Source organism: Micromonospora sp. NPDC005254 (genome assembly GCF_042872525.1).
In the GTDB taxonomy this organism is placed as follows: Bacteria; Actinomycetota; Actinomycetes; order Mycobacteriales; family Micromonosporaceae; genus Micromonospora.
This window is the reverse complement of the sequence record NZ_JBIAKM010000006.1, coordinates 72,466-95,955: the sequence shown is the minus strand read 5'-3', so window position 1 is coordinate 95,955 and position 23,490 is coordinate 72,466. Positions and strand designations below refer to the sequence as shown.

The window sequence follows — 23,490 nt, the reverse complement described above, 5'->3', positions numbered from 1 at the left end:
ATCGCCCGGTGGATGAAGTGCATTGACGTCGTACGCCCGTGCGGAGTGACCCTGCCCTGCCGCGATGCTATATCGAATCAATTCGATCTGCGCGTCCGGCGGCCGATAGTGTTGGGCCAGCGACGAGCGCGACACCGACGGTGACGTGACGAGATCGCCGCGGTAATGGCGATGCGGCGGAACCTGCTGGTGCCCCACACTCCCCGGTATGGCCACGTCACTGAGCAGTGTCGCCGAGCTGACCGGCGAGATGCGTTCGGGCGCCCGGGTTAAGTTCCTGTTCTTCTGGGGCCACCAGCCGCAACGCGACGGCGCCATCGGGGCTGGCTGCCTGAGTCAGTGGTGGCCGGCGCCGTTCACCATCGACGGGCTGCGCTTTCCCACGACCGAGCACTACATGATGTGGCGCAAGGCGACCCTGTTCGGTGACCAGGCGACGGCCGCCCAGATCCTGACGGTGAGGCACCCGCACGCGGCGAAGACCCTCGGCCGGCAGGTCGCCAGCTTCGACCAGCAGGTATGGGAGCAGCACCGGTACGACGTCGTGGTGACCGGCAGCGCGGCGAAGTTCGGCCAGCATCCCGCGCTGCGCACCTACCTGCTGGGCACCCGCGAGCGGGTGCTCGTGGAGGCCAGTCCGCTCGACCGGGTCTGGGGCATCGGCCTGACCGCCGACCACCCGCACGCCGCCGACCCCGCACGGTGGCGAGGACTGAACCTGCTCGGCTTCGCACTCATGCAGACCCGCGCGACCCTGCGCGAGCAGGAACCAACCGATGGGTAAGCCTTCGGCGCCGCTCCGGACCTGACCGGCCGCGGGGCGCCAGCGCGGCCGAGCGTCGGCGCCGGCATCCGAGCCGTCGCGCACCGCGACGCCCGGTCGGCGCATCACCGCCGCCCCGCCCGCCCGGGGTCGAATCCGCACTGACGCTTGTCAATGTTGCCAGAGTGGACGCAGACGTGCTGGAATGGCTCATATCGCCGCAGCACGGGGGCAACCGTGCTGAGAACGGCCAGCACGGGAGCATCGCAGGGCCAGCAGCGCGTCGCCGTGACAGACGCGCGCAGGCCCATCGCCGGGCCATCGCCAGGACGGCGGGCACTCCGCCGGGTGGGCATTCCCCCGCCACACGTATCCCCCGGCACGCGGCCCCGATGGCCGACGCGCTCGACCGCTGACATGCCGGGGCATCCGAATCGGTCTGCCAACGCACCAGAAACCGGCAACGAGGTGAGAAGCGATCATGGATTCCCGAGAGAGTTTCGCGGAGCGGTACGGCCGTCGCCCGCTCTGGGCGGCGGTGATCCTGCTGGCGGTGTCGGTCGGCGCGGTCGTACTGCTCAACCGGGCCGACCCGGAGGCGGAGCCGGCGGATCTGCAAGCGCAGATTGTGGCCCGGATGCGGACCACGCTCGAACAGGCGGACCCGGGGCAGCACAACCACGCCGGACACAGCGCCCAGCAGGGGAACACGACGGAGAAGCCGCCAGTGATCTGCGGGGTTCGCGTCTACGGCTACGAGCCGGCAGAAGCCACCGCCCTCGCCGACGTCCAGAAGGTCTACGGCTTTCACCTCTGCGGAGTCGCCGAGCAGAAGCGTCCCTGGGACGTGGCGGTCAAGCTGGCCGGCCCTCTGATCATGGACCTGTCCACCGACCCTCCGGGCATCCAGGTCGTCGAGGCGACAGCCGACGTCAGGTTCGTTGATCGGCTGCGGGAGATGTTCCCGGCCAAGTACGCGACGTTGGCGCAGGAGGAGGCGCTGACCGCTACGGAGATGGCCGACCAGCGCCGCCGGTACGACGCCGCAGCCGGGCTCTGACCACGCCGGGCCGCCGAGCAGGGTCCGTGGACCCGTCACCGATCCGGCGATCCCGGACAGCTTGCTTCACATCCACCTATAGATACATCAGCATTGATATTTAAGTTGATAGATGCAACAGTGGCTTTGGGAGCGTTCCCATGCTGATCTCTCGTACCGAGGAACGGAGGATGAACAGTGCGTTCACACAGGTCTGACCAATCCGGCGGACGACCCCGGTCAACCGTCCGGCGGTCCCTCCAGGCGCTCGTCCTGATGTTCGCCATGGTGGTCGGCACGCTGCCCTGGACCGGCGCAGCCCAGGCCCACGGCACCGTCATCAGTCCGGCGACTCGCGCGTACCAGTGCTGGAAGACCTGGGGCAACCAGCACACGAACCCGGCCATGCAGCAGCAGGACCCGATGTGCTGGCAAGCGTTCCAGGCGAACCCCGACACCATGTGGAACTGGATGAGTCAACTGCGGGACGGCCTCGCTGGCCAGTACCAGGCCCGCACGCCCGATGGGCAGCTGTGCAGCAACGCCCTCTCCAGGAACGACGCGGTGAACAAGCCCGGGGCATGGAAGACGACCACCGTCAGCCGCAACCTCACGGTCCAGATGTACGACCAGGCCAGCCACGGCGCTGACTACTTCCAGGTCTACGTCACCAAACAGGGGTTCAACCCGGCCACCCAGCGGCTCGGGTGGGGCAACCTCGACCTGATCGCCACGACCGGGCGCTACGCGCCAGCGCAGAACATCTCGTTCAACGTCTCGCTCCCCGCACGCAGCGGGAACCAGATCCTGTTCGTGATCTGGAGGGCGTCACACCTGGACCAGACCTACATGTGGTGCAGCGACATCACCATCACCTGATCGGCAGGTCCGACGGCACGGCACCACTCCGGCCCAGGGCGCGTTGGCACCCTGGGCCGGATTGTCCTTCCGGTATCCGCCGACACCGCGCCCCCACCCACCTGCTCAAGGAGCTGAACATGCAGCGACGGCGTTATCGCCCGGCCACCATGCTGGCCGGGCTGCTCATCCTGACCCTGTCCGCGCTTCTGGTGCCACCGGCGCCGGTGGCCAGCACTGCGACAGCCGGCCCATCGCACACCCGTGCGGCGCCACTCGCTGAGCTGACCGTGGTATCCGAACGGGTGGCGTTCGGCCTGCAGCGTCCGATCGCGCTCACCGGACTGCCGGACGGTCGGATGCTGATTGCAGAGAAGAGCGGCACCGTCCGTGCGTACCACCCCGATACCGGCTTGGCGGCAGAGCCGGTGCTCGACCTGACCGCCCGGATCGACACGTCGGACAACGAGCGCGGCCTCCTCGGCATTACGCCTGCGCCGAACTTCGCGCGTACCGGGATCCTCTACGTGGCCTACACGAGCCTGCCGGCCGGCACGCTGACCCTGGCGCGGGTGCCCCTCGGCGCTCCCGACCGGCTGCAGGTGCTGCTCACCCAGGAGCACGCCGAGTACGGCAACCATAACGGCGGACAGGTGGCCTTCGGCCGCGACGGCTACCTGTACTGGTCACTCGGCGACGGCGGCAACGCGAACGACCCCTTCAAGAGCGGTCAGAACCTCGGCACCCTGCTCGGCAAGATTCTGCGGATCGACGTCAACCGCACCTGCGCGGGTAAGCCCTACTGCGTACCCTCGGACAACCCGTTCGTCCGCACGCCTGGCGCGCGGCCGGAGATCTGGGTCTACGGGCTGCGCAACCCGTGGAAGTTCTCCATCGACCCGGTCGACAACTCGCTGTGGATCGGCGACGTCGGCCAGGGCCTGGTCGAGGAGATCGACCACATCCGCCCGTCGCAGCGGGGAGCGAACCTCGGGTGGTCCTGCCGAGAGGGCACGCCGGTCTTCGACCAGACGCAGTGCCGGCCGGGCGTGCGGCTTACCGACCCGGTCTTCGAGTACGACCACTACATGACGGAGAACTGCTCGGTGATCGGCGGCGTGGTGTACCGAGGGTCCGCCACCCCGGAGGCATACGGGACCTACATCGCGAGCGACTACTGCTCGACCCTCGCGTTCGCCGTCCGCCCCAAGCCCACGGGTGGCTACGAGTCCGCCACGATCGGCAACTTCCCCACCCAGCCGACCGCGATCGGCCCCGATGTGCACGGCGAGCTGTACGTGCTCAGTGACCTCCCGGGATGGCTGAGCCGGGTACGGTTCGAGCGGGTCCCGCCAGCCTCTGCCACCGGGGTGACGAACCGCTGAACCTGGGAACAGTCCCTCCGCATTCGTGACGCCACTGTGGACGGCCGCTTACCGGGCGGCCGTCCACGCCGGGCTCGGCCCCCACCGCTTCGCCTACCGCCCCACCCGGGTCCGCCAGGGAGATCGTTGGCGCGCCCAACGCTCGTGCGCTGGGTTCTCACCGGAGTGCGTGGGCAGAGCCTCCGCGACCAGAGCAGACGTCCCCGAGAAGCGCGCTACCGGAGCGGCAGTCGCTCGCCAGGATGATCGCGGTACTGACCCGGGCGCCCACGGATGGGCGGCGATCGCGCAGCGCGTCGCGGACGAACAGTCGTGGCAGGCCGAGAACGGGGCGATCAGCAGTCCGGCGTCATGAGACTCCTGCGCAAACCGCCCTTAAGGGTCGCAACGGTCTGCGAGGATGTGAACGCCAGAATTGGCATGGCTCATCGGTGAGCGAATTCTTCACGGGGGAAACAGATGAAGGCTGTCGTGTACGAGGGACCCAGGACTGTCAGCGTCAAGGAGGTTCCGGACGCGAGAATCGAGAGACCGACTGATGCGCTGATCCGGATTACGACGACGAACATCTGCGGCTCGGACCTGCACATGTACGAAGGACGCACGGACATGGAGTCTGGACGCGTGCTCGGGCATGAGAACATGGGTGAGGTGATCGAGGTCGGCGAAGGGGTCGATCTGGTCAAGGTCGGCGACATGGTGTGCCTGCCGTTCAACGTGGCGTGCGGGTCCTGCGCCAACTGCAACCAGGGTCTGACCGCGTTCTGTCTGGTGGCCAACCCGGCGCCGGGCATGGCCGGCGCGGCCTACGGGTTCGCCGACATGGGTCCCTACAACGGCGGTCAGGCCGAGTTGTTGCGGGTGCCATGGGCGGACTTCAACTGTCTGGTCCTGCCGCCGGACGCCCGGGACATGAGCAGGCAGAAGGACTACGTCATGCTGTCGGACATCTTCCCGACCGGCTGGCACGCCACCGAGCTCGCCTGTGTACGGCCCGGCGACAGTGTGGCGGTCTACGGTGGCGGACCGGTCGGCCTGCTCGCCGCGTACTCCGCGATCATCAAGGGCGCCAACAAGGTGATGGTGGTCGACCGCCATCCGGACCGGCTGCGCCTGGCGGAGCAGATCGGCGCGATCCCGATCGACGATTCGAAGGGATCACCGGTCGACCAGATCCTGGAGCAGACCGGCGGGATGGGCGCGGACCGCGGCTGTGAGGCCGTCGGTTACCAGGCGCACGACCCGGGTGGCCAGGAGAAGGCGGGGCTGACGGTGAACAACCTCGTGCACTCCGTGCGGTTCGGCGGCACGATCGGCGTGGTCGGCGTGTACGTGCCTCAGGACCCGGGAGCGCCGGACCCGCTACAGAAGCAGGGCAAGGTGCCGTTCGACTTCGGCATGTTCTGGTTCAAGGGGCAGACCATGGCAACCGGGCAGTGCAACGTGAAGAACTACAATCGGCAGCTGCTGAACCTCATCGCTACCGGCAAGGCCCACCCGTCGTTCTTGGTGTCCCACGAACTCACGCTGGACGAGGCGCCCACGGGGTACCAGAACTTCGATGCCCGCACCGACGGCTGGACCAAGGTTCTGCTGCACCCGGACGGTCGACACTAGAAACCGGCAACCTGCAGGTGTTTTTCAGCGTGGCCAGGCTGCCTACGCCACCGCGGGGGCCGACAGCAGCCTGGCTCCGCCTGCCTACGCCAGAGCCGGCACTGGCCGATGGACGGCGGCGGGCCCGGCTGGCCGGTGAGGAGCACCGATGACCGACAGCGAACAGGACCGCCCGGAGATCGTCGTCGGACTGGTGGCGACCCCGCCGGACCACCCGGCCCGGGTGGCAGCTCGGCTCACCACCGAGCTGGCCGGCCGGCTCGCCGAGCGGGTGAACGCGGACGTGCGGTGGACCATCCGGGAAGGCTGGGGTGAGGTGGCGCCGCGCCGCGACGGTGGCGTTGAGGCGCTGCTCGAGGATCTGGCCCAACGGCGTGCCGACGACCGGTGGGACGTCGCGATCTGTCTGACCGACCTGCCGCTGAACGCCGAACGGGTGCCGCTGGTCGCGCAGACCTCGGCTCGCCGTGCAGTGGCGATGGTGTCCCTGCCCGCGCTGGGACTGCCTCAGCTGCGAGCGGCCCGCGCGGTCGTTCCGGATCTGGTGAGCCGACTGCTGACCGACGCTTCCGACGAGCGGGTGCCGCCGGCAGGCTGGGCACCAGCCGAAATGACACGTCGGATTCCCGCCGTCCACCGGGTGGTCGACGAGGCCGACGGGGATCTGGGCTACGTCGCCTCCGGGCTGATCGGCCGGGTGCGGCTGTTGACCGGAATGGTCCGCGCCAACCGCCCGGGGCGCGCCCTGCTGGGCCTGTCCAAGCTGCTCGTCGGCGCGTTCGGCACGGCGGCGTTCGCGCTCACCACGGACACCATCTGGCAGATGGGCGATGCGCTCGGAGGACTCCGGCTCACCGTGATCATGTTGCTCGGGCTGACCGCGTTGGTGACCTGGCTGATCGTCGCGCACGACCTGTGGGAGAAGCCAGACCGGGAGACGCCAGCTGAGCTGGCCCGGCTGTTCAACCTGGGTACGATCCTCACCCTCGCCCTGGCCACGGCCGTGTCCTACCTGGTGCTGTTTGCTGGCACGGTGCTCGTTGGCGCGCTGCTGATCGACACATCCGTGCTGGAACAGACCTTGCAGCGGCCGGTCAGTTTCACCGACTACCTGACGCTCGCCTGGATCACCAGCTCGCTGGCCACCGTCGGCGGCGCGATCGGCTCCGGGCTGGAGAACGAGGAAACGGTACGGGCCGCCGCGTACGGCTACCATCCCCAACCCGGCGGCTCGCGGGACGAGACGGCTAGCCCATCGCGGGCGGGATGAGCGGGCACGCACGAGCGAACCGCTGGTGATCCGCGGCCGTGACGTCGCGCTGCGCAGTGGGAGCGGGGCCGGTGCGCGCCGGGCAGGCTTTTCGGGCGCTCGCCGACCGGTTGCCGCGACGAAGTCCGCCGACGCCGTCTGGACGGCCCGGACCGGGAGGGCGATCTTGATGCGGCGGCCGATCAGCGGGTTCAGGTGGTTCCCGGGGGGTAACCGGGCCCCAATGAGTCGTGCCCCGGGTCGCCGTGAGCCGGGCTGCCCGGGCGGGTGCGACCGGATACGGAGGGCTACCCGTGACTCGACTGGCAACCCGAGAGGCAGCCAAGGCCAGGCAGGACGAGGTGCAGCGGCGGGGGCGCGGGCTCGGCTGGATGAGCCTCGGCCTGGGCGTGGCACAACTGGCGGCACCGGACACGGTGCGCCGGATCAGCGGCGTGGACGACTCTTCGACGTCCCGGGCGATGGTGCCACTCGTCGGGGCGCGGGAGCTGATACACGCGGCCGGGCTCCTGACGAGCCGGCGCAAGAGCATGTGGGCGTGGACCCGGGTCGCGGGCGACGCGATGGACCTGGCCTCGCTCGGACTGGCCATCGCCCACCGGGGCGGGCGCCGCCGGCGGCGGCTCCTCGTTGTCACCGGCGCCATCGTCGGGATCACGGTGGTGGACCTGTTGACCGCCGTACAGGCCACCCGGGCGAAGGAGATGGGCTCAGCGCCGGCGGTACGAGGCATCCGCACAGGAGGACCCATGGAGCTGACAGCCACGACGACCATTCGCAAACCGCCGCCTAAGGTCTACGCGTTCTGGCGCGAACTGGACAATCTCCCGACGTTCATGGCTCATCTCGAGGAGATCCGCTCCACCGGTAGCCGTACGAGCCACTGGTCCGCCAGCGCCCCGTTCGGCACGAACGTCAAGTGGGACGCGGAGATCGTCGACGACTCGCCCGGCGAGAAGATCGCGTGGCGGTCGACCGGCAACGCCGACGTGCCGAACGCCGGTACGGTCCGCTTTGTGCCCGCCCCGGATGGTGTGAGCACCGAGGTGCACGTCGTCCTGTCGTACGACATTCCGGGCGGCGCGATCGGCAAGGCGGTCGCCAGGTACTTCGGCGAGGAGCCGCACCAGCAGCTCGACGACGACCTGCGTCGGCTCAAGCAGGTGCTGGAGACCGGCGAGGTGGTCCGGTCCGACGGCGCCCCGTGGGGCAAACGGGCCCGCAAGGAGTTCCCGCAGCGTCCGGCGCAGCCGCTGTCGGATGCCGAGTTCGCGAAGGGGGCCCCGGCATGAGGGCGAACACCTGGGCGGGCCGCAACAAGGTCAAGGTCCGTGACGTGCCGGACCCGAGGATCCTGAACGAGCGCGATGCCATCGTACGGATCACGTCCACCGCTATCTGTGGCTCGGACCTGCACCTGGTCGATGGGTATGTGCCCACGATGCAGAACGGCGACGTCATGGGTCACGAGTTCATGGGTGAGGTGATCGAGGTCGGCCGGGGCGTCGATCCAGGTCGGCTGCGCGTCGGGGACCGGGTCGTGGTGCCGTTCCCGATCGCCTGCGGCGCGTGCGGCGCCTGCGCCGCCGAGCTGTACTCCTGCTGCGAGAACTCCAACCCCAACGCCGGGATCGCGGAGAAGATGTTCGGTCACCCGGTCGCCGGGATCTTCGGCTATTCGCATCTGACCGGCGGCTTCGCGGGCGGTCAGGCGCAGTACGCGCGGGTGCCGTTCGCCGACGTCGGTCCGCTGAAGATCGAGTCCGACCTGACCGACGAGCAGGTGCTGTTCCTCTCGGACATCCTTCCCACCGGCTACATGGGTGCCGACATGTGCGACATCCAGTCCACCGACGTGGTGGCGGTGTGGGGCGCCGGCCCGGTCGGCCAGTTCGCGATGGACAGCGCCCGGGTGCTCGGCGCCGCAAAGGTCATCGCCATCGACAAGGAGCCGTACCGGCTGCAGATGGCCGAACGGGCGGGCTACACGCCGGTGAACTTCGAGGAGGTGGACGTGCGGTCCCGGCTGCTGGAACTGACCGGTGGGCGGGGACCGGACAAGTGCATTGACGCGGTTGGCCTGGAGGCCACGCACGGCAGCGCGGCCCTCTACGCCTATGACCGGGTCAAGCAGGCGGTCCGCTCGGAGACCGAGCGTCCGCACGCGCTGCGGCAGGCCATTCTGTCCTGCCGCAGCGGTGGCATCGTGTCGGTGATCGGAGTGTACGGCGGTCTGCTGGACAAGTTTCCCGCCGGCGCGTGGATGAACCGCGCGCTGACCCTGCGTACCGGCCAGTGCCACGTGCAGCGCTACATGAAGCCGCTGCTGCAGCGCATCGAGCGTGGGGAGATCGATCCGACCCGGGTCATCACCCACACCCTGTCGCTGGACGAGGCAGAACGCGGCTTCGAGATGTTCAAGAACAAGCAGGACAACTGCGAGAAGGTTGTCCTCAAACCCTGACGGATCACTTGCATCCGGCCGCCGCGCGCGCACGGCGGCCGGCCGGATGCGGCGTCCTCCCGGTGTGGAGCGCCGCGCCCGGCAGTTTGCGGCGGACGACACTGGGTAGGCGCGCTTGGTGAGCGGGTCAGACACGGACCTGGGCACCCGGTCGGACACCAGCCGTGCCGTGGCGTTCAGCGATGCCATCTTCGCCATCATCATCACACTGCTGGTCCTGGACCTCCGGGTACCGGACGTACCACCCGGCCACCTCCTGTCCGGCCTGCTCAACCAGTGGCCGTCGTATGGCGCGTATCTCGCGTCCTACTCGTACGTGGCCGTCGTCTGGCTCAATCACAAGGCGGCGTTCAACCGCATTCAGCAGACCGATCGCGGCCTGCACTGGGTGAACCTGTTCGTGCTGTTCAGCACGGCCCTGCTACCGTTTCCGACCGCCGTCGTGTCGCACGCGCTGCAGGAGCACAACAACGCGGACCAGCGCGTGGCCGTCGCCTTTTACGCGTTGATCGGCGCGTTGCTGTGCGCAAGCTGGCTGGCGTTCTACCACTACCTGGCCCGGAGCCCCGACTTGCTGAAGGAACAGGTCAGAGACGACTTCTTTCACGTCGAGCGATTCCGGGCCCTCGCCGGGGTCGTCCTGTACGTCCTCGCGGGAGTAGTCGGCTACCTGGTGGCGCCGTTGCTCGGCCTCGCCATATTTCTCCTTCTGCCCGTCTTCTACGCGATCACCAGCGCTGGCCTGTACCAGTTCGGGGTGATTCGCCGGATCACTCGCCGACCTGGCCGACGAAGAGGCTGAAGGCGGCGGGCCAGCCGCCGTTCTACCCGGCGGGCGCGAGCACCCGCCGGGTTCCGGGTTCGAGGGCATTCCCACAAGCCCACCCTCAGTCGGAGGTTGGTGACGCTACAAGATCTCGAGCGGTTGCGGGCCGGTCGGCGGCGGGAACGCGGTGTCGAGTGCCGCCACGTCCTCCTCAGTCAGCTGCAGGTCTCGCGCTTCCGCGTTCTCCCGGGTGTGTTCGGGGTTGGACGATCGGGGGATGGCCGCCACCATTTCCTGCCGCAGCACCCAGGCCAGCGCCACCTGGGCCGGGGTGGCCTCGTGCCGGGCGGCGATCTCCGCGATCTGGGAGTGGCCGAGCAGTCGACCCTGCTCGATCGGCGAGTAGGCCATCACCGGGATCCGGTGCTCGCGTAGCCACGGCAGCAGGTCATATTCCGGACCGCGGCGGGTGAGGTTGTACAGGATCTGATTGGTCGCGCAGTCTTGCCCGCCCGTCGTCTCGAGTAGCTCCGTCATGTCGGAAAGATCGAAGTTGCTCACGCCCCACTGCCCGATGTCACCGGCGTCGACGAGTTCCGCGAACGCCTCGATGGTCTCCGCGAGTGGATGCGAGCCGCGCCAGTGCAGCAGGTAGAGGTCGATGTGGTCGACGCCGAGTCGTTGCAGGCTGCGGCGGCAGGCCTGCACGGTTCCCCGTCGGCTGGCGTTGGACGGCAGCACCTTGTCGACCAGAAAGACGTCGTCGCGTCGTCCGGTGATCGCCTCGCCGACGAGTTCCTCGGAAGCGCCGTCACCGTACATCTCCGCAGTGTCGATCATGGTCAAGCCCAGGTCGAGCCCGGTGTGTAGGGCGGCGATCTCGTCCCGCCGCTTTGCGGGGCGCTCACCCAGGTACCAGGTTCCCTGGCCGAGCACGGGCATGGTTTGGCCGGACGGCAGCTCGATCATTTGTCGACCTTCCTGAGCCTGAATACGAGTAGGTTGCCTGCGTTACCCGCTGCGACAGGCAGCACACCCACGGGCGGCGTTCGCTGGCCCGTTTGTGGGTGCCCGCACCGGGAAGGCGACCCGGGAGTGAGCGATGCGCCGCCGACGGGGTGGCGCCGCGAAGGGGAGGCCGCAGAATGGCGCAGAGCCAGCAGCCACTGACCGGCAAGCGAGTTGCTTGCCTCGCCGCTGACGGGGTGGAGGACGTGGAATACACCCAGTCCCGGGCCGCCGCAGAGCAGGCCGGAGCCGAGGTCCACCTGATCTCGTTGCAATCCGGCGAGATCCAGTCGATGAACCAGGACATCAATCCGGCCAACCGATATCACGTGGACCGGACCGTGAACGAGGCCGATGCGGCCGACTATGACGCCCTGTTGCTGCCAGGCGGGACTGTCAACCCCGACCGGCTCCGGATGAACCCGCAGGCGATGGACTTCGTCCGAGCGTTCTTTCAGCAGAACAAGCCGGTGGCGGCGATCTGCCACGGCCCCTGGTCGCTGGTCGAGACCGGAATGGTCAACGGTCGGACCGTCACCTCGTTCCCCAGCCTGCGCACCGACATCCGCAACGCTGGCGGAAACTGGGTGGACCAACAGGTGCAGGTCGACAACGGCCTGGTCACCAGCCGCAACCCCAGCGACCTCCCAGCCTTCTGCTCGAAAATGGTCGAGGAGTTCGCCGAGGGCAAACACGTCCGCCAGATGTCGACAGCCTGACTCGATGGGGCTCAGGGCCGGGAGGATCAGCCCGGCCCCGAGCGCTGCCCGGCGGCTGACCCAGCGCAACGGCGGGGCCGAAAGAGACCCGCCGGTCACGGCTGGTACTGGTTGCGGGTGCGGGGCAACCACTGGGGGTGCTGGTCACGCAGATAGCGGATCAGTCCCTCGCGTAGGTCGCAGCTCAGGTCCCAGGCGCTGGCGCCGTCCGCAGCTGAGGCCTGCACCTGGATGATCACGGTCTGCGCGGTGGCGTCGACCATCTGGAGCACCCACTGGCTGCGATCCCACAGCGGTGCGGACTCGACCAGTCGGCGTACCTCCCGGCGCAGGTCGTTAAGGTCCGCGGTGTGGTCGACATGGATCTGGATCTTGCCGATCACCCGCGACTCGTTGCGGGTCCAGTTCTGAAACGGCCGCTCGGTGAAGTACGTGGTCGGCAGGATGAGTATCCGTTCGTCCCAGAGCCGGATCACCACGTTGGTCAGCTTCACCTCCTCGACCCGGCCCCATTCGCCTTCCACCACCAACACGTCGCCGACGTGCAGCCCGTCGGCGAAGGCGACCTGGATGCCGGCGAACGCGTTGGCGAGCGCGGTTCGGGCGGAGAGGCCGATCACCGCGCCGACCACCCCGGCCGAGGTCAGAATGGAGACGCCGAAGAGGCGTACCGGCCGGAAGGTGATCAGGATCAGGCCGATCGCAACGATCGTGACGACGACCACCGTGAGCCGCCGCACCGGACGGATCTGGGTCCGGGCCCGCCGGGCCCGCCGGCTCCTGGTCACATCATTCGGCAGTCGACTGAACACGACCGCCTCGGCCACCTGCAACACCCTGACCACCAGCCACGCACCGACGGCGATCAGGGTCAGCAGGATGGCGTGCCGCAGATAACGCTGCCACCCGGTCAGTCCGGGCGGCAGCGCGTAGTACACCACCCAGACCAGCAGGACCGCGGCCGCCGGGCGGCGGCAGGCGAGCCGCAGCGGCTCCAGCAGCCACTTGTAGCGGCCACGGGCAACCCGGCGAGCCAGCACGCCGGAGACCAGGTCCACGACCACGGCCGCCGCCAGCGCGGCCAACACGATCAACGCGGTACGCATCAGTTGCCGTTCACCGTGATCCTGATGCCACCTTTCCCTGGCTCGCTGCCCAGTCCACGGGCCCAGGGTGCCATCCGGTCCGGTGGCGGGCGGCGAACATCGACAAACAACCGCTGAACGGGCCTGCGTCAGCCGCCCGACGGTGGCTTCCGGGTTGCCGGCCTGGCAGCGCCGATCCGCCACCGCCTACGGGCGGGTGACCGTGGAGCGGGGCGTCGGCCATGCGCGGCATTCGGCGGCCCGCCGCGAACGCAACTGGAACTGGCTGCGATGGAGGTGACCACGTTCGGGCACACGGGTCAGTCGAGGCGGAAGCTTGCGAGGGCCAGTCGTTGCAGAGGCTCCGTCGCGGTCCACTGGCTGTCCTGGGTCATCCAGGACAGGCTGTGGGCACGGGTCCTGCTGTCATTGACCAGCAGCCGCCGGACGTGCAGCCGCACACCGCCGGCCTGGTCGCAGGTGTACTCCCACTCCGCGGCGCCACCCGCGCGGATGACCGGCCCGATGCTGATCTTCTGGTAGCCGGAAAGCGCCCCGGTCTTCACCGCCTCGCGCTCTGCGGCGGCCCACTGCTTCGAGGGTGTGGGGGAAGCTTCGGCGGTGAGGTCGACAGCGATGGCTCGCACCTCGGCGGGGTCGCGGAAGCAGACAGTTTCGCCCTCGGTGTGCCGGGTCCATCCGTGCGGAACTGCCACCAGGAAGCGGGCCGGGTCCTGGTGCCAAGCCCATCCGTCGGGCAGCGCGTACGGGAGCGGTGCGGTGGGTTCCTGCAGAGGCTCGGCCTCGCTGGAGGCGTCATCGTCCAGGCAGAGGTGGGCGGGCACTTCCGCACTGGTCGACTCCATCGCGCCGGCCGCCGCACCGCCCGGGTCGACGGCCGGCACGCCGTCCTGGCCACGCAGGCCGCCGAGAACGGCACCGGCTGCCGTGACAATGATGGCCACGACCGTCAACAGTCCCAACACTGCGCCAGCGAACGCCCAGCCGGTCGTCCGGTCGCGGGTGTTCGACGCCCTCGCCGTGATGACCGTGGTGTCGATCGCGTCCTCGGCGATCGGCACCGGCGGCGTGGTGGTCCGCGACCGCCGCGGCGGTCGGGTGGACATCCGCCACCGGCGGCGCGCCCGGGGCACCGGCACGGGCTCGATCGGTACGGTCGCCTCGGCCACCTGCTCCAGCAGGGCGCGGGCCTCGTACGCGGACAGACGCTGACGGAGATTGCGCAGCAGGAGTCCAGTGACCGCCGGTTCGAGTGGCAGGACGCTCATCCGGTCGGGCGCCTCGGTGGCCAGAGCGGCGAGTGTGGCCAGGGTCGAGGGCCGGGTCCACGGTGGGCGGCCCTCCGCGGCCAGGTAGAGCGTCGCGCCGAGAGCCCACAGGTCCGAGGCGGGGGTGGCCCTGCCATCGCGAGCGCGTTCCGGCGCGACGTACTGGTTCCTCGACAGGTTCGCCGCACTGACGGTCGCCGGGCTGTGGCTGTCGAAGATCGACAGGCCGAACCCGCCGAGCATGACGCGCCCGTCGTCGCCGAGCAGCACGTTCTGCGGACAGAGCTCCCGATGCACCACACCCATCTCGTGTGCGGCGTTCAGTGCGGCGAGCAGGTGCAGCCCGACCCGCGCCACCTCGACCGGCGGCAGCGGGCCGTCGGCGGCAACCACCTCGGGCAGGGACCGGGAGGGCACGTACTCCATGACAAGCCACAGGTGCCCGTCGGCGCTCAGCACGTCCCACATCCCCATCACGCTCGGGTGGTCCAGCCCGGCCAGTCCACGAACCTCGGCCAGCGTCCGCTCGTGCAACCGGGACCGTTCGGCGTCGCTCGCCCATCCCGGCACGGCGATCTGCTTGAGCGCGACGTCCCGGTCGAGCACCTCGTCGCGGGCCAGCCAGACCCGTCCCGGAGTGGCAGGGTCCTCGATCGGCAGGAGCCTGCGGTACCGGCCGGCGAGCAGCTCGTCATCCATGCTGGTGATTCGGAGCGGTCCACCGCTCGGATGGGTGGATGAGCGGGAAGCACATCGGCCGTCGGTGCGGACCGGCTGGACCGGCTGACGGTGTGACCGCAGCCGGCCCGTGCTCAGCTCAGCTCAGCTCGACCGTACCCACGATTCGCGTGGGGGCGACGGAGCCGCCCGCGGGCTCGTTGGAAACGCCGAAGGTTGCCGCCTCGGCGACCGGGCCGATGACCGTGGTCGACGCCCTGGCACCCTCGGCTAGTCGCCCCACCTTGCGGGGTTCGCTGCCGCGGATGAGCCAGAGCTCGTAGATCCGCCCGGGGCCGGGTTCCGGCAGGTCGCGCAGCAGCACCACCCCTCGGTCTCGGTCGCGGGAGACCACCACGGTCGCGGAGCCGCCGGGCTGCAGCGACCGCTCGAACACCCGGGCGTCCGGGGCGTCCAGGACGGCGGCGATCTGCCGCGCCTGGTCGCTGCTGGCCTGCTCGTCGCTGATCCGATCATTGCTCACGGTCCAGGTGACCGCGCTCGCGCCGCCGGCCACGAGGACGGCCGCGGCGGCAGCCACGGTGATCCGTCGCCACCTGCTTACCTGCCGTCTGGCGCTGTCTCCTGCGTCAGCCGAGCGCAACTGCGGGGTGCGCGCCGCCTGGGCGAGGGTGCGCTCCCGTAACCCCGGGGGTGTGGCCTCGACGACGGTGTCGTCGGCGAGCCGTGCGACCGTCTCCCGTAATTCGGTCACCTCCAGGCGGCACGACTCGCAGTCCGCCAGGTGCCGCTCGAACGCCGCCCTCTCGAGGTCGTCGACCGCGTTCAGGGCGTACGCGCCGGCGAGGGTGTGGATGTCGGCGCTCATGCCCGTCCCTCCATTTCGATTCCCAGGCAGTCACGCATCCGGATCAGTCCGTCGCGCATCCGCGTCTTCACCGTCGGCAGCGGGGTCTTCAGCTTTTCGGCGACCTCCCGGTAGGTGTGGCCGCCGTAGTAGGCCAGGGCCACCGCCTCCCGTTGGACCGGCGTCAGCCGGCCCAGGCACCGGCGGACCTGTTCCCGCTCCAACCGGGCGGTGACGTCCTCGACAACCTCGTCATAGGGGACATGCGTCTCGGTCGCGGCGACCTGCAGGGTGCGGTTGGTGTGGGCCTGCTCGGAACGCACTCGATCCACCGCCCGGCGGTGCGCCATGGTCAGAATCCAGGCTGAGGCTGAGCCACTACCGGCCTCGAAGCGGCCAGCGGTGCGCCACACCTCGACCATCACCTCCTGCGTCACCTCCTCGGCCTGCGCCGGGTCGCGCACGACGCGGCGGGTCAGCCCGAGGACGCGGCCCGCCATCGTGTCGTACAGCGCCGCGAACGCCGCCTCGTCGCCCCGTGCCACCCGAGTCAGCAGCTCGTCGGCGCTCGGTGGCGTCGGGGTGTCCGGCGGCACCGAACGTAGCCGCCGCGCCTGTTCCGGGTCACCGCTCATTCTCGGCATGTCCTCTCCTGTGCTGGCGGCCGTTCCGTGTGCCGCCGCGTACTCGGGTGCTAGGCGACATGAGCGTGAGCGAGGCGCGCGTAAACGATGACATTGTCGCGGTAGTGCTGAGTGGCGTCGTCGAACTCGCCGCCGCAGGTGATCAGACGTAGCGCCGAATGGTCGGTAGCCCCGTACACCTCATCGGTGGGAAAGTCGTCCTTGGGATACTGCTCGACCTTGCTGACGGTGAACATCGCGGTACTGCCGTCCTGACGGTTGACCGTTATCCCGGCGCCGACGGACAGCTTGCCCAGATCGAAGAACGTTCCACGACGGCCCTTCCAGTTGACGTGCCCGGCCAGCACGGCCGGACCGAGGGCCCCTGGCGTCGGTGCCTTGGTGAACCAGCCCACGTCCGTGGCGCTGTCCGGGACCTCCATCGCCCCGTCCGCCCGCAGGCCGAGGGCGACAATCGCGGCGGTGGCCTTCAGCGACGGGATCGACACCCGCGTTGGGGGCGAACTGGCCATCAGTGGTCCCGAGGTCAATTCACCCGGCTTGGTCGCCCGAGCGGGCGACGCCGTCGCGGCTGGGGCGGCAGCGGAGGCGTCGGGCCGAGGTGGCTCCCCAGCCCGGTCGGCCACCGCGAAGCCGATCGACACGGCCGCCGTCACGGTGAGGATGCCGGCCACCGCCAGGAACGCGAAGCGCCCCCGGCGGCGTCCGGCCGGCACTGGTGCGTCGCCGGTGTCCATCACGAACGATTCCGGCTCAGCGCTCGCCGGCGAGCCGGCGTCGCGCGACGACCGCACCCGCGGCGCCGAGCAGCGCGAGGCCACCCACGGTGTACATCATCATCGGCGATCCACCGGAGGTGCTGCCATCGCCGGTGGCGACACCCCCGGCGGGTACGGACCCGGCGGCGGCGCCGCTGACCATGCCGCACGTCGCGGGGTCGGTGGCCTCGGCGGGGATGCCGTTGACGCCGATGGACTTGGCGAACGTCGACTCCCCGAGAGCTTCCATGTCGTACTTACCGTTCTTGTTGGCGTCGATGCCGTGTTGCACGAGGTGCAGGTCCTTGAGGTGCTCGATGGTGCCCTTGGGCAGGTCGGCAGCGGGGATGGTGCGCTCGTAGCTGAGGTTGCCCTGCGCGTCGGCCTTCGGCATCCGGTCCACCGCCAACCCGCTGGCCTTGGTCGTGTCCCCGGTGGTGGTCAGCGAGATGAAGATGTCCCCGTACATCTTCAGGCCCTCCTCCGTGCTGACGAAGCCGTTGCCGTTGGTGTCGGCGGACTTGTCCGGGCAGTGGAAGTCCATACCGTTGGCCGCGCCGTGCACGTGCTGGGCGTGCGGCGAGTTCGGCGTCATGCCCTTCGACCGGATCATGACCTTCAGGTCGCCGCCACTCGTCGCGGTCAACGTCGCGGTACCGGTGGCACCGGTCTCGTTGAGGTCCTGCAGCTGGACCTGCACGCTCTCGTCGGCCTGCGCGACGCCCGGGAACGCGAGGACCAGCACGGCCGCTGGTAGGGCGAGCAGGGCTCGGGACAGTCTCACAACAGATCTCCGTCTCCGCCTGGGTACGGCGTTGATACTCACGTGCGGTCAGGAGGGATTCGTGGCGTGGTGGTCGCCGGATTGGTGCCGGACGGGGTTCTTTTCGGCCCGGGAGGTCAGGTGATGGTGACGGTGGTGCTGTGCCAGCCGGTCGCGCCGTCGGGGAAGGGCGCGGCCCGCTGGTCGGTCTGGGTCGCACCGGTGGCATCGGTGGCCCGTACCCGCAGCGTGTGGCTGCCAGGGGTGGCGTCCCAGCGGTAGGTCCACTGCCGCCACAGGTCCGGCGATGGGCCGTCGGCGAGGCGGGCCTGCCGCCACGGCCCGTCGTCGATCTGCACCTCGACGGCGGTGATTCCGCGCCGTTGCGCCCAGGCGACACCGGCGATCATGACGGGTCCGACGCGACGTTGGGCGAAGGGTTTCGGAGTGTCGATGCGAGATGCGGTCTTGACGGGTGCGTCGGCTGCCCACCCGCGTTGGACCCAGTAGGGGTCGAACGCGTCGAAGGTGGTGACCTTCATCGAGGTGAGCCATTTGCAGGCGCCGACGTAACCGTAGAGGCCGGGCACGAGCATGCGGACGGGGAAGCCGTGTTCCAGGGGCAGGGGTTCGCCGTTCATGGCCACGGCCAGGAGCGCGTCGCGCCCATCGAGGATCGCCTCGATCGGGGTGCCGATGGTCATGCCCTCCACCGAGCGGCTGACGAGCTGGCTCTGCCCGGGGCGTACGCCCGCTTCGCGTAGCAGCGGTGCGAGGGGAACGCCGGTCCAGCGGGCTGTGCCGATGTAGGGACCACCGACCTCGTTCGAGACACAGTTGAGCGTGATGTCACGCTCCACGAGGCCACGGGCGAGAAGATCCTCGAATCTCCAGGTACGAGGGCGATCGACCGCTCCGTCGAGAGTCAACCGCCAGGTTTCAAGGTCGACCTGCGGGACGGTGAGAGCGGTGTCGACCCGGTAAAAGTCCCGGTTGGGGGTGACGAACGCCGAGGCCCCGTCCACGCCAACGGAGACACCGCCGGGTAGCGGCGGCGCCGGTCGCACTGGCGGCGGAATCCGAACGCCGGCGCGGGAACGGGCACCCACCGCGCTGCCGCGACCGACAGCCTGGCCGATCGCGGCCGCGACGCCGGCGGTCAGCGCTGCCCCCGTCGCCGTGGCCAGGAATTGACGGCGGTTGAGCAGCCGCGGCCGGCTCGACGCGGTGACCCTGACCGTCCGAGCGGCGCGCACCAACACCAGCATCGCCGCCATCCCGATGCCGACGCCCGCCAGGACCGGCAGGACGTCCGACGACGTCGCCCCCGGGCGGGACAGGATGGCGGCGACACCGACAGCAGCGAACACGGCGAGGCCAGCCAGACCGTAGCGGCGTCGTCGTAGCGCCGCCGCGCCGAGCAGAACCGCGGTCGGGGCGAGCAGGGCGTAGACGCCGACAAGGAGAGCGATCTTGTCGTTGGCGCCGAAGGTGCGGATGGCGAATGCCTTGACGCTCTGCGGTGCCAGGTCGATAGCGACGCCACCGACTGCCAGCACCGGGTCGGCGGCCGGATCGACCAGCGCCGCGAGGAGATGAGCCACGGCGAGGGCCACCCCGGCGGTCAACACGCCGACGACGAGGCCGCGAACGGCGGTCATGCTGAGGGACGGCCCCGGCCGGCGGTTCGCCGGCCGGCGCTCGATGTCGGTCGACGCCATCAGCTCTTGGGCATCAGAACGGTGTCAACGATGTACACGGTGGCGTTGGCCGTCGAGACATTCCCGCAGACCACCATCGAGGTGCCATTGACGGTGAACGACGAGCCGCTGCCGGTCACCACGAGCTCGCCGCCCTGCAACGTCTTGTGGGTGCCAGCCAGAGTGTCCGGCGACAACTGGGTCGGCACCACGTGGTAGGTCAGGACCTTCTTCAGCATGGCGTCGTCGGCCAGGACCTTGTCCAGATCCGCCTTCGGGATCTTGGCGAACGCGTCATTGGTCGGCGCGAACACCGTGACGCCCTGCGCGCCGTTGAGCGAGTCCACCAGGTTGGCCTTCTTGACCGCCGTCACCAGCGTCGAGAGCAGCGGATTGCCGGATGCGGCGGTGGCCACGGGCACCTTCGCCATCGCCTCGAAACTACCCGGGTTGGACGGATCGGCCGGCACGGCCGAGCACCCCGAGCCGAACTGACCCGACATCATCATCGAAGGCGAGGCCGAAGCCATCGGCGCGCTGGCCGACATGCTCGGCGCGCCGCTGGCGCTGTCCTCGCTGTCGGTACCGCCGCAGGCGGACAGGGCCAGCACCGCGATTACGCCAACCGTGGCAAACAGGCGCCGCTTCATACGAACTCCTCAGATGCTTGTACGTCATTGCTGCTGTCATGAGGCATTCGAGGCCGCCCTAGAGACGGATGGGCGCAAGGTGGAGAAATTTGACGCGCTCGACCGCCATGCCGGCGCGTGGTGCCGGCGGGGCGTCGGCGATGCTGTGAGCGTGGAGTACGTGTCCAGAGTGCCGCGACCGCCGCTGGACGGGCTGATCGACGACCTTTACTACCTGGAGGGTACGCCGCCGTACGCCCGGCTGACGCTGCCGCCGATGCCGGCGGCGTTGCTCATCGTCAATCTCGGACCGCCGTTCCGCATCCGCGCCGGCACAGACATCGAGACGGCCGAGTACGCCGACGGCTGCGTGGTCACCACGCCCACCCGCGCGTTCGAGTTCGGCTATCCACTCCGGACCCGGTCCGTCGGCGTGCACGTCAAGCCGTGGGGGCTGGCGCCGTTCCTGCCGATGCCCGCGGCCGAGCTGTGTGACCGGCCGGTGACGCTGGAGCAGGTCTGGGGCCGGCCCGCCGTCGCCGAGCTGCGAGACCGGCTGGCCACGGCGGACGGACCCCACGAGATGCTGACGCTGCTCGAGGAGGAGCTGATGCGACGGCTGTGCGAGACCGCTGGCCTGGGGCTGGTCCGCCACACGAGCAGCGTCATCGCGGCGACCAGCGGGGCGGTGGCGATCGGCGACCTGAGTGTCGCAGCCGGTGTCAGCAGCACCCATCTGGCGCAGCGGTTCAAGGAGCTCATCGGCGTCACGCCGAAGCGGCTGGCCCGCACCCACCGCTTCACCGCCACCGTGTTCGCGATCAACCCCGCCGGACCGATCGACTGGGGTGAGCTCGCCGGTGCTGCGGGCTACTTCGACCAGGCCCACTTCGGCCACGAGTTCCGGGCGTTCACCGGGCTCACTCCGACCCGGTACCTCGAAGTCCGGCGGCGGTTCCTGCGCGAACATCCCGGCCACGCGATGGACGGCTGGCCACTGCCGGCCGATTGATTTCCTACAAGAGCGACAGCTCACGGCGCGCTAACTTGAGGGCACCCCGAAGTAGAGGAGAGCCCCGTGGGCACAGTGGTCATGTACAGCTCGGTGTCCGTGGATGGCTTCATCGCGGACGAGAATGACCAGCCCGGGCCGCTGTTCGACTGGTTGACCAGCGGTGACGTCCCGTTGGACGAGGGCGGCGGGCTGAAAGTGTCACAGACGTCCTACGACTACACCCGGCCGTACTGGGACCAGATCGGGGTGACAGTCGTCGGCCGCCACGTCTTCGACATGACGGACGGCTGGGACGGGAAGCCTCCGGGCGGGATCGACCACGTGGTCGTCGTGACGCACCGGCCGGCGCCCGAGGGCTGGGATCCCGAGGCGCCGTTCCACTTCGTCGACGGCGTCGAGGCAGCCATGGCCAAGGCACAGGAGCTTGCGGGTGACCGAGTGGTCGAGGTCGCCGCTGGCGACGTCGGTGGCCAGGTGCTTGCCGCGGGCCTGATCGACGAGGTGCGCACGGACGTCGTACCCGTCGTGTTCGGGTCCGGCAAGCGCTACTTCGGGTCGGTCCACGCGCAGCACCTGTTGGAGGATCCTGACGTGGTGATTCACGGCAACCGGGTGCTTCACCTGCGCTATCGGGTGCGCCGCTGACCGATCTGAGCGGGTACGCGAAGAAGCCTGCCGGAGTTCCCGCCGCTGGGTCCCCAAGCAGACGACGCCGGTCGTGGTACGCACCCTGCTGATCACCGGTGGCGGAAATGAACGAACCGTCTCCTGGTGGCTGGACGGCCTTACGCGCCGGACGGATGTCTGCACATCAGCGACATGATCTTCTGGCCCGCCGGCCGCTCCCGGACAGCCGAGGACATCGTCGACCACGCTTGGTCCTGCACGCCGATCAGCCTGTAACAACCCCTACGACGAGCGGGCGGAGGTCCGGGCGGTGCTCCAGCGGGATCGAAGGAGCTGGATTCCGATCGGCAGGACGGAGACTACGACGATGCCGATCAGGATGATCTCGATGTTGGCCTTGACGAACGCGACCTGGCCGAGGAAGTAGCCCAGGACGGTTACGCCGACGCCCCAGAGCGCCCCGCCGATGATGTTGTAGGCCAGGAACGTCCGGTAGCGCATGTGGCTGACTCCGGCGATAATTGGGGTGAACGTCCGCACAATCGGCACGAACCGGGCCAGCACCACGGACCGGGCTCCATGGCGGTCGAAGAAGTCGTTGGCCCGGTGCACGTTCTCCTGCTTGAACAGGCGGGAGTTGGGTCGGCGGAACAGGCTCGGGCCGACTCGCCTGCCGAACAGGTACCCCACCTGATCCCCGGCGATCGCGGCCACGGCCACCAGCAGGCAGAGCAGCCAGAGCGGTTGGTGCAGGTAGTGGCCGTCGGCGACGAGAAGCCCGGCGGTGAACAGCAGCGAGTCACCCGGCAGGAAGAACCCGATCAGCAGCCCTGACTCGGCGAACACGATCGCGAGGATGCCGATCAGCCCGAAGGTGGAGATCAACCACTCCGGGTCGAGGAAGCTGGGCCCCGCAGCCGCCGAAGCGAGGGACGTTGACACGATAGAACCTCCGAGGGGTGTAGTGAGTAGTCGGGCGGTGCGGGCGGGCAAGAGTGATCAGTGATTGCTGGTCGCAGCCCGTGGACGGTGTTGGTGGGCGCGCCAACCGAGGACGCGTGCGGCAAGCGCGATGATCAGAACCGCTCCCCCGCCGATGACCGCGCCGGCGAGGATGTCGGCTGGGTAGTGCACGCCCGCCCAGACTCGGGCGAAGCCGATGACAGCGGCCAGCACCGAGAGCATTAGCCCCCAGCTCCAGGACAGGAACACCCCGACGGCGAAGGCCACCGCGAAAGCCGCAGTGGCGTGGTCGCTGGGCAGCGACCCTCCTGGGTCGTGTGGGATCAGCTGATGCACGGGATGCGTCTGAAACGGGCGGGCCTCGTTGCTGGCACGTGCGACCACCTGACCGGCGGCGAACGCCAAGGCCAGCGACGCCCCGACGCGGACGAGTAGCGGCCAACCACGCGATCTCAGGCCGAGCAGCAGCGCGAACGCCGCCACGGCGCCGAGGGGGTAGATCAGCCAGACAGCGCACCACTCCAGCACGTCGTCGAGCGGATCACGATGTCCGGCAGCTGCGTTGATGAGGTGAAACAGGTGATAGTTCATCGGGCGTCCGAT

24 protein-coding genes are annotated in these 23,490 nt (G+C 69.2%); 13 read left to right on the top strand and 11 right to left on the bottom strand.

The window, feature by feature from the left end:
• Positions 1-208 precede the first annotated feature (208 nt).
• The 9 genes from ACFYPR_RS19615 (at position 209) to ACFYPR_RS19575 (ending at position 10,198) form a co-directional block, all read left to right on the top strand.
• On the top strand, positions 209-784 hold the full coding sequence (locus tag ACFYPR_RS19615; protein WP_355138376.1) for an NADAR family protein: 576 nt from the start codon (positions 209-211) through the stop codon (positions 782-784).
• Positions 785-1,244: 460 nt separating this feature from the next.
• The gene (locus ACFYPR_RS19610; RefSeq protein WP_354857723.1) at positions 1,245-1,823 is read left to right on the top strand and encodes a hypothetical protein; all 579 of its coding nucleotides are present in this window, start codon (positions 1,245-1,247) and stop codon (positions 1,821-1,823) included.
• A 255-nt stretch (positions 1,824-2,078) separates the two neighbouring features.
• Positions 2,079-2,681, top strand: coding sequence for a lytic polysaccharide monooxygenase (locus ACFYPR_RS19605; RefSeq protein WP_354857725.1), 603 nt, complete (start codon positions 2,079-2,081; stop codon positions 2,679-2,681).
• 119 nt (positions 2,682-2,800) lie between these two features.
• On the top strand, positions 2,801-4,045 hold the full coding sequence (locus tag ACFYPR_RS19600; protein ID WP_387261356.1) for a PQQ-dependent sugar dehydrogenase: 1,245 nt from the start codon (positions 2,801-2,803) through the stop codon (positions 4,043-4,045).
• Between the two features lie 459 nt (positions 4,046-4,504).
• Positions 4,505-5,662, top strand: a complete 1,158-nt coding sequence (locus tag ACFYPR_RS19595) for a glutathione-independent formaldehyde dehydrogenase (RefSeq protein WP_354857730.1) — start codon at positions 4,505-4,507, stop codon at positions 5,660-5,662.
• Between the two features lie 148 nt (positions 5,663-5,810).
• Positions 5,811-6,932: a hypothetical protein gene (locus tag ACFYPR_RS19590; protein WP_354857733.1), complete on the top strand. Its 1,122-nt coding sequence runs from the start codon at positions 5,811-5,813 to the stop codon at positions 6,930-6,932.
• A gap of 293 nt (positions 6,933-7,225) precedes the next feature.
• Positions 7,226-8,224, top strand: a complete 999-nt coding sequence (locus ACFYPR_RS19585) for an SRPBCC family protein (RefSeq protein ID WP_387261353.1) — start codon at positions 7,226-7,228, stop codon at positions 8,222-8,224.
• Complete coding sequence (locus ACFYPR_RS19580; RefSeq protein ID WP_354857737.1) at positions 8,221-9,396, top strand: zinc-dependent alcohol dehydrogenase; 1,176 nt, start codon at positions 8,221-8,223, stop codon at positions 9,394-9,396. The genes ACFYPR_RS19585 and ACFYPR_RS19580 overlap by 4 nt, the downstream gene beginning before the upstream one ends.
• A 169-nt stretch (positions 9,397-9,565) precedes the next feature.
• The gene (locus ACFYPR_RS19575; RefSeq protein WP_354857739.1) at positions 9,566-10,198 is read left to right on the top strand and encodes a TMEM175 family protein; all 633 of its coding nucleotides are present in this window, start codon (positions 9,566-9,568) and stop codon (positions 10,196-10,198) included.
• A 105-nt stretch (positions 10,199-10,303) separates the two neighbouring features.
• Here ACFYPR_RS19575 and ACFYPR_RS19570 read toward each other — a convergent pair whose 3' ends face one another.
• On the bottom strand, positions 10,304-11,131 hold the full coding sequence (locus tag ACFYPR_RS19570; protein WP_387261351.1) for an aldo/keto reductase: 828 nt from the start codon (positions 11,129-11,131) through the stop codon (positions 10,304-10,306).
• 176 nt (positions 11,132-11,307) lie between these two features.
• Here ACFYPR_RS19570 and ACFYPR_RS19565 point away from each other — a divergent pair, with 176 nt between their 5' ends.
• A complete protein-coding gene (locus tag ACFYPR_RS19565) occupies positions 11,308-11,889 on the top strand; it encodes a type 1 glutamine amidotransferase domain-containing protein (protein WP_354857744.1) in 582 nt (193 codons plus the stop codon).
• Positions 11,890-11,984: 95 nt separating this feature from the next.
• Here ACFYPR_RS19565 and ACFYPR_RS19560 read toward each other — a convergent pair whose 3' ends face one another.
• The 8 genes from ACFYPR_RS19560 to ACFYPR_RS19525 all read right to left on the bottom strand — a co-directional run bounded on the left by ACFYPR_RS19560 (position 11,985) and on the right by ACFYPR_RS19525 (position 20,303).
• Complete coding sequence (locus ACFYPR_RS19560; RefSeq protein ID WP_354857747.1) at positions 11,985-12,995, bottom strand: mechanosensitive ion channel domain-containing protein; 1,011 nt, start codon at positions 12,993-12,995, stop codon at positions 11,985-11,987.
• 299 nt (positions 12,996-13,294) lie between these two features.
• Entirely contained in the window at positions 13,295-14,962 is a 1,668-nt protein-coding gene (locus tag ACFYPR_RS19555; RefSeq protein WP_387261349.1) for a protein kinase, read from the bottom strand.
• Between the two features lie 118 nt (positions 14,963-15,080).
• Positions 15,081-15,809 (bottom strand): anti-sigma factor domain-containing protein, encoded by a 729-nt coding sequence (locus tag ACFYPR_RS19550; protein ID WP_387261346.1) that lies wholly within the window; start codon positions 15,807-15,809, stop codon positions 15,081-15,083.
• Positions 15,806-16,423 carry an ECF RNA polymerase sigma factor SigK gene (sigK, locus tag ACFYPR_RS19545; protein ID WP_387261874.1) on the bottom strand — a complete coding sequence of 206 codons (618 nt, stop codon included), beginning with the start codon at positions 16,421-16,423 and terminating at the stop codon, positions 15,806-15,808. The genes ACFYPR_RS19550 and sigK overlap by 4 nt, the downstream gene beginning before the upstream one ends.
• Positions 16,424-16,482: 59 nt before the next feature.
• Positions 16,483-17,106 carry a class F sortase gene (locus tag ACFYPR_RS19540; RefSeq protein ID WP_387261343.1) on the bottom strand — a complete coding sequence of 208 codons (624 nt, stop codon included), beginning with the start codon at positions 17,104-17,106 and terminating at the stop codon, positions 16,483-16,485.
• Between the two features lie 79 nt (positions 17,107-17,185).
• Positions 17,186-17,974, bottom strand: a complete 789-nt coding sequence (locus tag ACFYPR_RS19535; protein ID WP_354857757.1) for a hypothetical protein — start codon at positions 17,972-17,974, stop codon at positions 17,186-17,188.
• Between the two features lie 116 nt (positions 17,975-18,090).
• A complete protein-coding gene (locus tag ACFYPR_RS19530) occupies positions 18,091-19,614 on the bottom strand; it encodes a molybdopterin-dependent oxidoreductase (protein ID WP_387261341.1) in 1,524 nt (507 codons plus the stop codon).
• 59 nt (positions 19,615-19,673) lie between these two features.
• A complete protein-coding gene (locus ACFYPR_RS19525) occupies positions 19,674-20,303 on the bottom strand; it encodes a fasciclin domain-containing protein (RefSeq protein WP_355066592.1) in 630 nt (209 codons plus the stop codon).
• Positions 20,304-20,463: 160 nt separating this feature from the next.
• Between ACFYPR_RS19525 and ACFYPR_RS19520 the strand changes: the two genes are divergently transcribed.
• The 3 genes from ACFYPR_RS19520 to ACFYPR_RS19510 all read left to right on the top strand — a co-directional run bounded on the left by ACFYPR_RS19520 (position 20,464) and on the right by ACFYPR_RS19510 (position 22,200).
• A complete protein-coding gene (locus ACFYPR_RS19520; RefSeq protein WP_355066593.1) occupies positions 20,464-21,294 on the top strand; it encodes a helix-turn-helix domain-containing protein in 831 nt (276 codons plus the stop codon).
• A 66-nt stretch (positions 21,295-21,360) separates the two neighbouring features.
• Entirely contained in the window at positions 21,361-21,942 is a 582-nt protein-coding gene (locus ACFYPR_RS19515; RefSeq protein ID WP_355138356.1) for a dihydrofolate reductase family protein, read from the top strand.
• A 126-nt stretch (positions 21,943-22,068) separates the two neighbouring features.
• Complete coding sequence (locus ACFYPR_RS19510; RefSeq protein WP_387261339.1) at positions 22,069-22,200, top strand: hypothetical protein; 132 nt, start codon at positions 22,069-22,071, stop codon at positions 22,198-22,200.
• A 6-nt stretch (positions 22,201-22,206) separates the two neighbouring features.
• Here ACFYPR_RS19510 and ACFYPR_RS19505 read toward each other — a convergent pair whose 3' ends face one another.
• Entirely contained in the window at positions 22,207-22,866 is a 660-nt protein-coding gene (locus tag ACFYPR_RS19505; RefSeq protein ID WP_354857770.1) for a VTT domain-containing protein, read from the bottom strand.
• Positions 22,867-22,923: 57 nt separating this feature from the next.
• The gene (locus ACFYPR_RS19500) at positions 22,924-23,478 is read right to left on the bottom strand and encodes a phosphatase PAP2 family protein (protein ID WP_387261337.1); all 555 of its coding nucleotides are present in this window, start codon (positions 23,476-23,478) and stop codon (positions 22,924-22,926) included.
• Positions 23,479-23,490 lie beyond the last annotated feature (12 nt).

Excerpts from the sequence above, each read along its gene's own strand:
- ACFYPR_RS19600 (WP_387261356.1), top strand. The coding sequence starts at position 2,801 with ATGCAGCGACGGCGTTATCGCCCGGCCACCATGCTGGCCGGGCTGCTC.
- ACFYPR_RS19565 (WP_354857744.1), top strand. The coding sequence starts at position 11,308 with ATGGCGCAGAGCCAGCAGCCACTGACCGGCAAGCGAGTTGCTTGCCTC.
- ACFYPR_RS19550 (WP_387261346.1), bottom strand. The coding sequence starts at position 15,809 with ATGAGCGCCGACATCCACACCCTCGCCGGCGCGTACGCCCTGAACGCG.
- ACFYPR_RS19500 (WP_387261337.1), bottom strand. The coding sequence starts at position 23,478 with ATGAACTATCACCTGTTTCACCTCATCAACGCAGCTGCCGGACATCGT.
- ACFYPR_RS19555 (WP_387261349.1), bottom strand. The coding sequence starts at position 14,962 with ATGGATGACGAGCTGCTCGCCGGCCGGTACCGCAGGCTCCTGCCGATC.
- ACFYPR_RS19615 (WP_355138376.1), top strand. The coding sequence starts at position 209 with ATGGCCACGTCACTGAGCAGTGTCGCCGAGCTGACCGGCGAGATGCGT.
- ACFYPR_RS19530 (WP_387261341.1), bottom strand. The coding sequence starts at position 19,614 with ATGACCGCCGTTCGCGGCCTCGTCGTCGGCGTGTTGACCGCCGGGGTG.
- ACFYPR_RS19590 (WP_354857733.1), top strand. The coding sequence starts at position 5,811 with ATGACCGACAGCGAACAGGACCGCCCGGAGATCGTCGTCGGACTGGTG.
- ACFYPR_RS19580 (WP_354857737.1), top strand. The coding sequence starts at position 8,221 with ATGAGGGCGAACACCTGGGCGGGCCGCAACAAGGTCAAGGTCCGTGAC.
- ACFYPR_RS19595 (WP_354857730.1), top strand. The coding sequence starts at position 4,505 with ATGAAGGCTGTCGTGTACGAGGGACCCAGGACTGTCAGCGTCAAGGAG.
- ACFYPR_RS19560 (WP_354857747.1), bottom strand. The coding sequence starts at position 12,995 with ATGCGTACCGCGTTGATCGTGTTGGCCGCGCTGGCGGCGGCCGTGGTC.
- sigK (WP_387261874.1), bottom strand. The coding sequence starts at position 16,423 with ATGAGCGGTGACCCGGAACAGGCGCGGCGGCTACGTTCGGTGCCGCCG.
- ACFYPR_RS19570 (WP_387261351.1), bottom strand. The coding sequence starts at position 11,131 with ATGATCGAGCTGCCGTCCGGCCAAACCATGCCCGTGCTCGGCCAGGGA.
- ACFYPR_RS19605 (WP_354857725.1), top strand. The coding sequence starts at position 2,079 with ATGTTCGCCATGGTGGTCGGCACGCTGCCCTGGACCGGCGCAGCCCAG.
- ACFYPR_RS19525 (WP_355066592.1), bottom strand. The coding sequence starts at position 20,303 with ATGAAGCGGCGCCTGTTTGCCACGGTTGGCGTAATCGCGGTGCTGGCC.
- ACFYPR_RS19610 (WP_354857723.1), top strand. The coding sequence starts at position 1,245 with ATGGATTCCCGAGAGAGTTTCGCGGAGCGGTACGGCCGTCGCCCGCTC.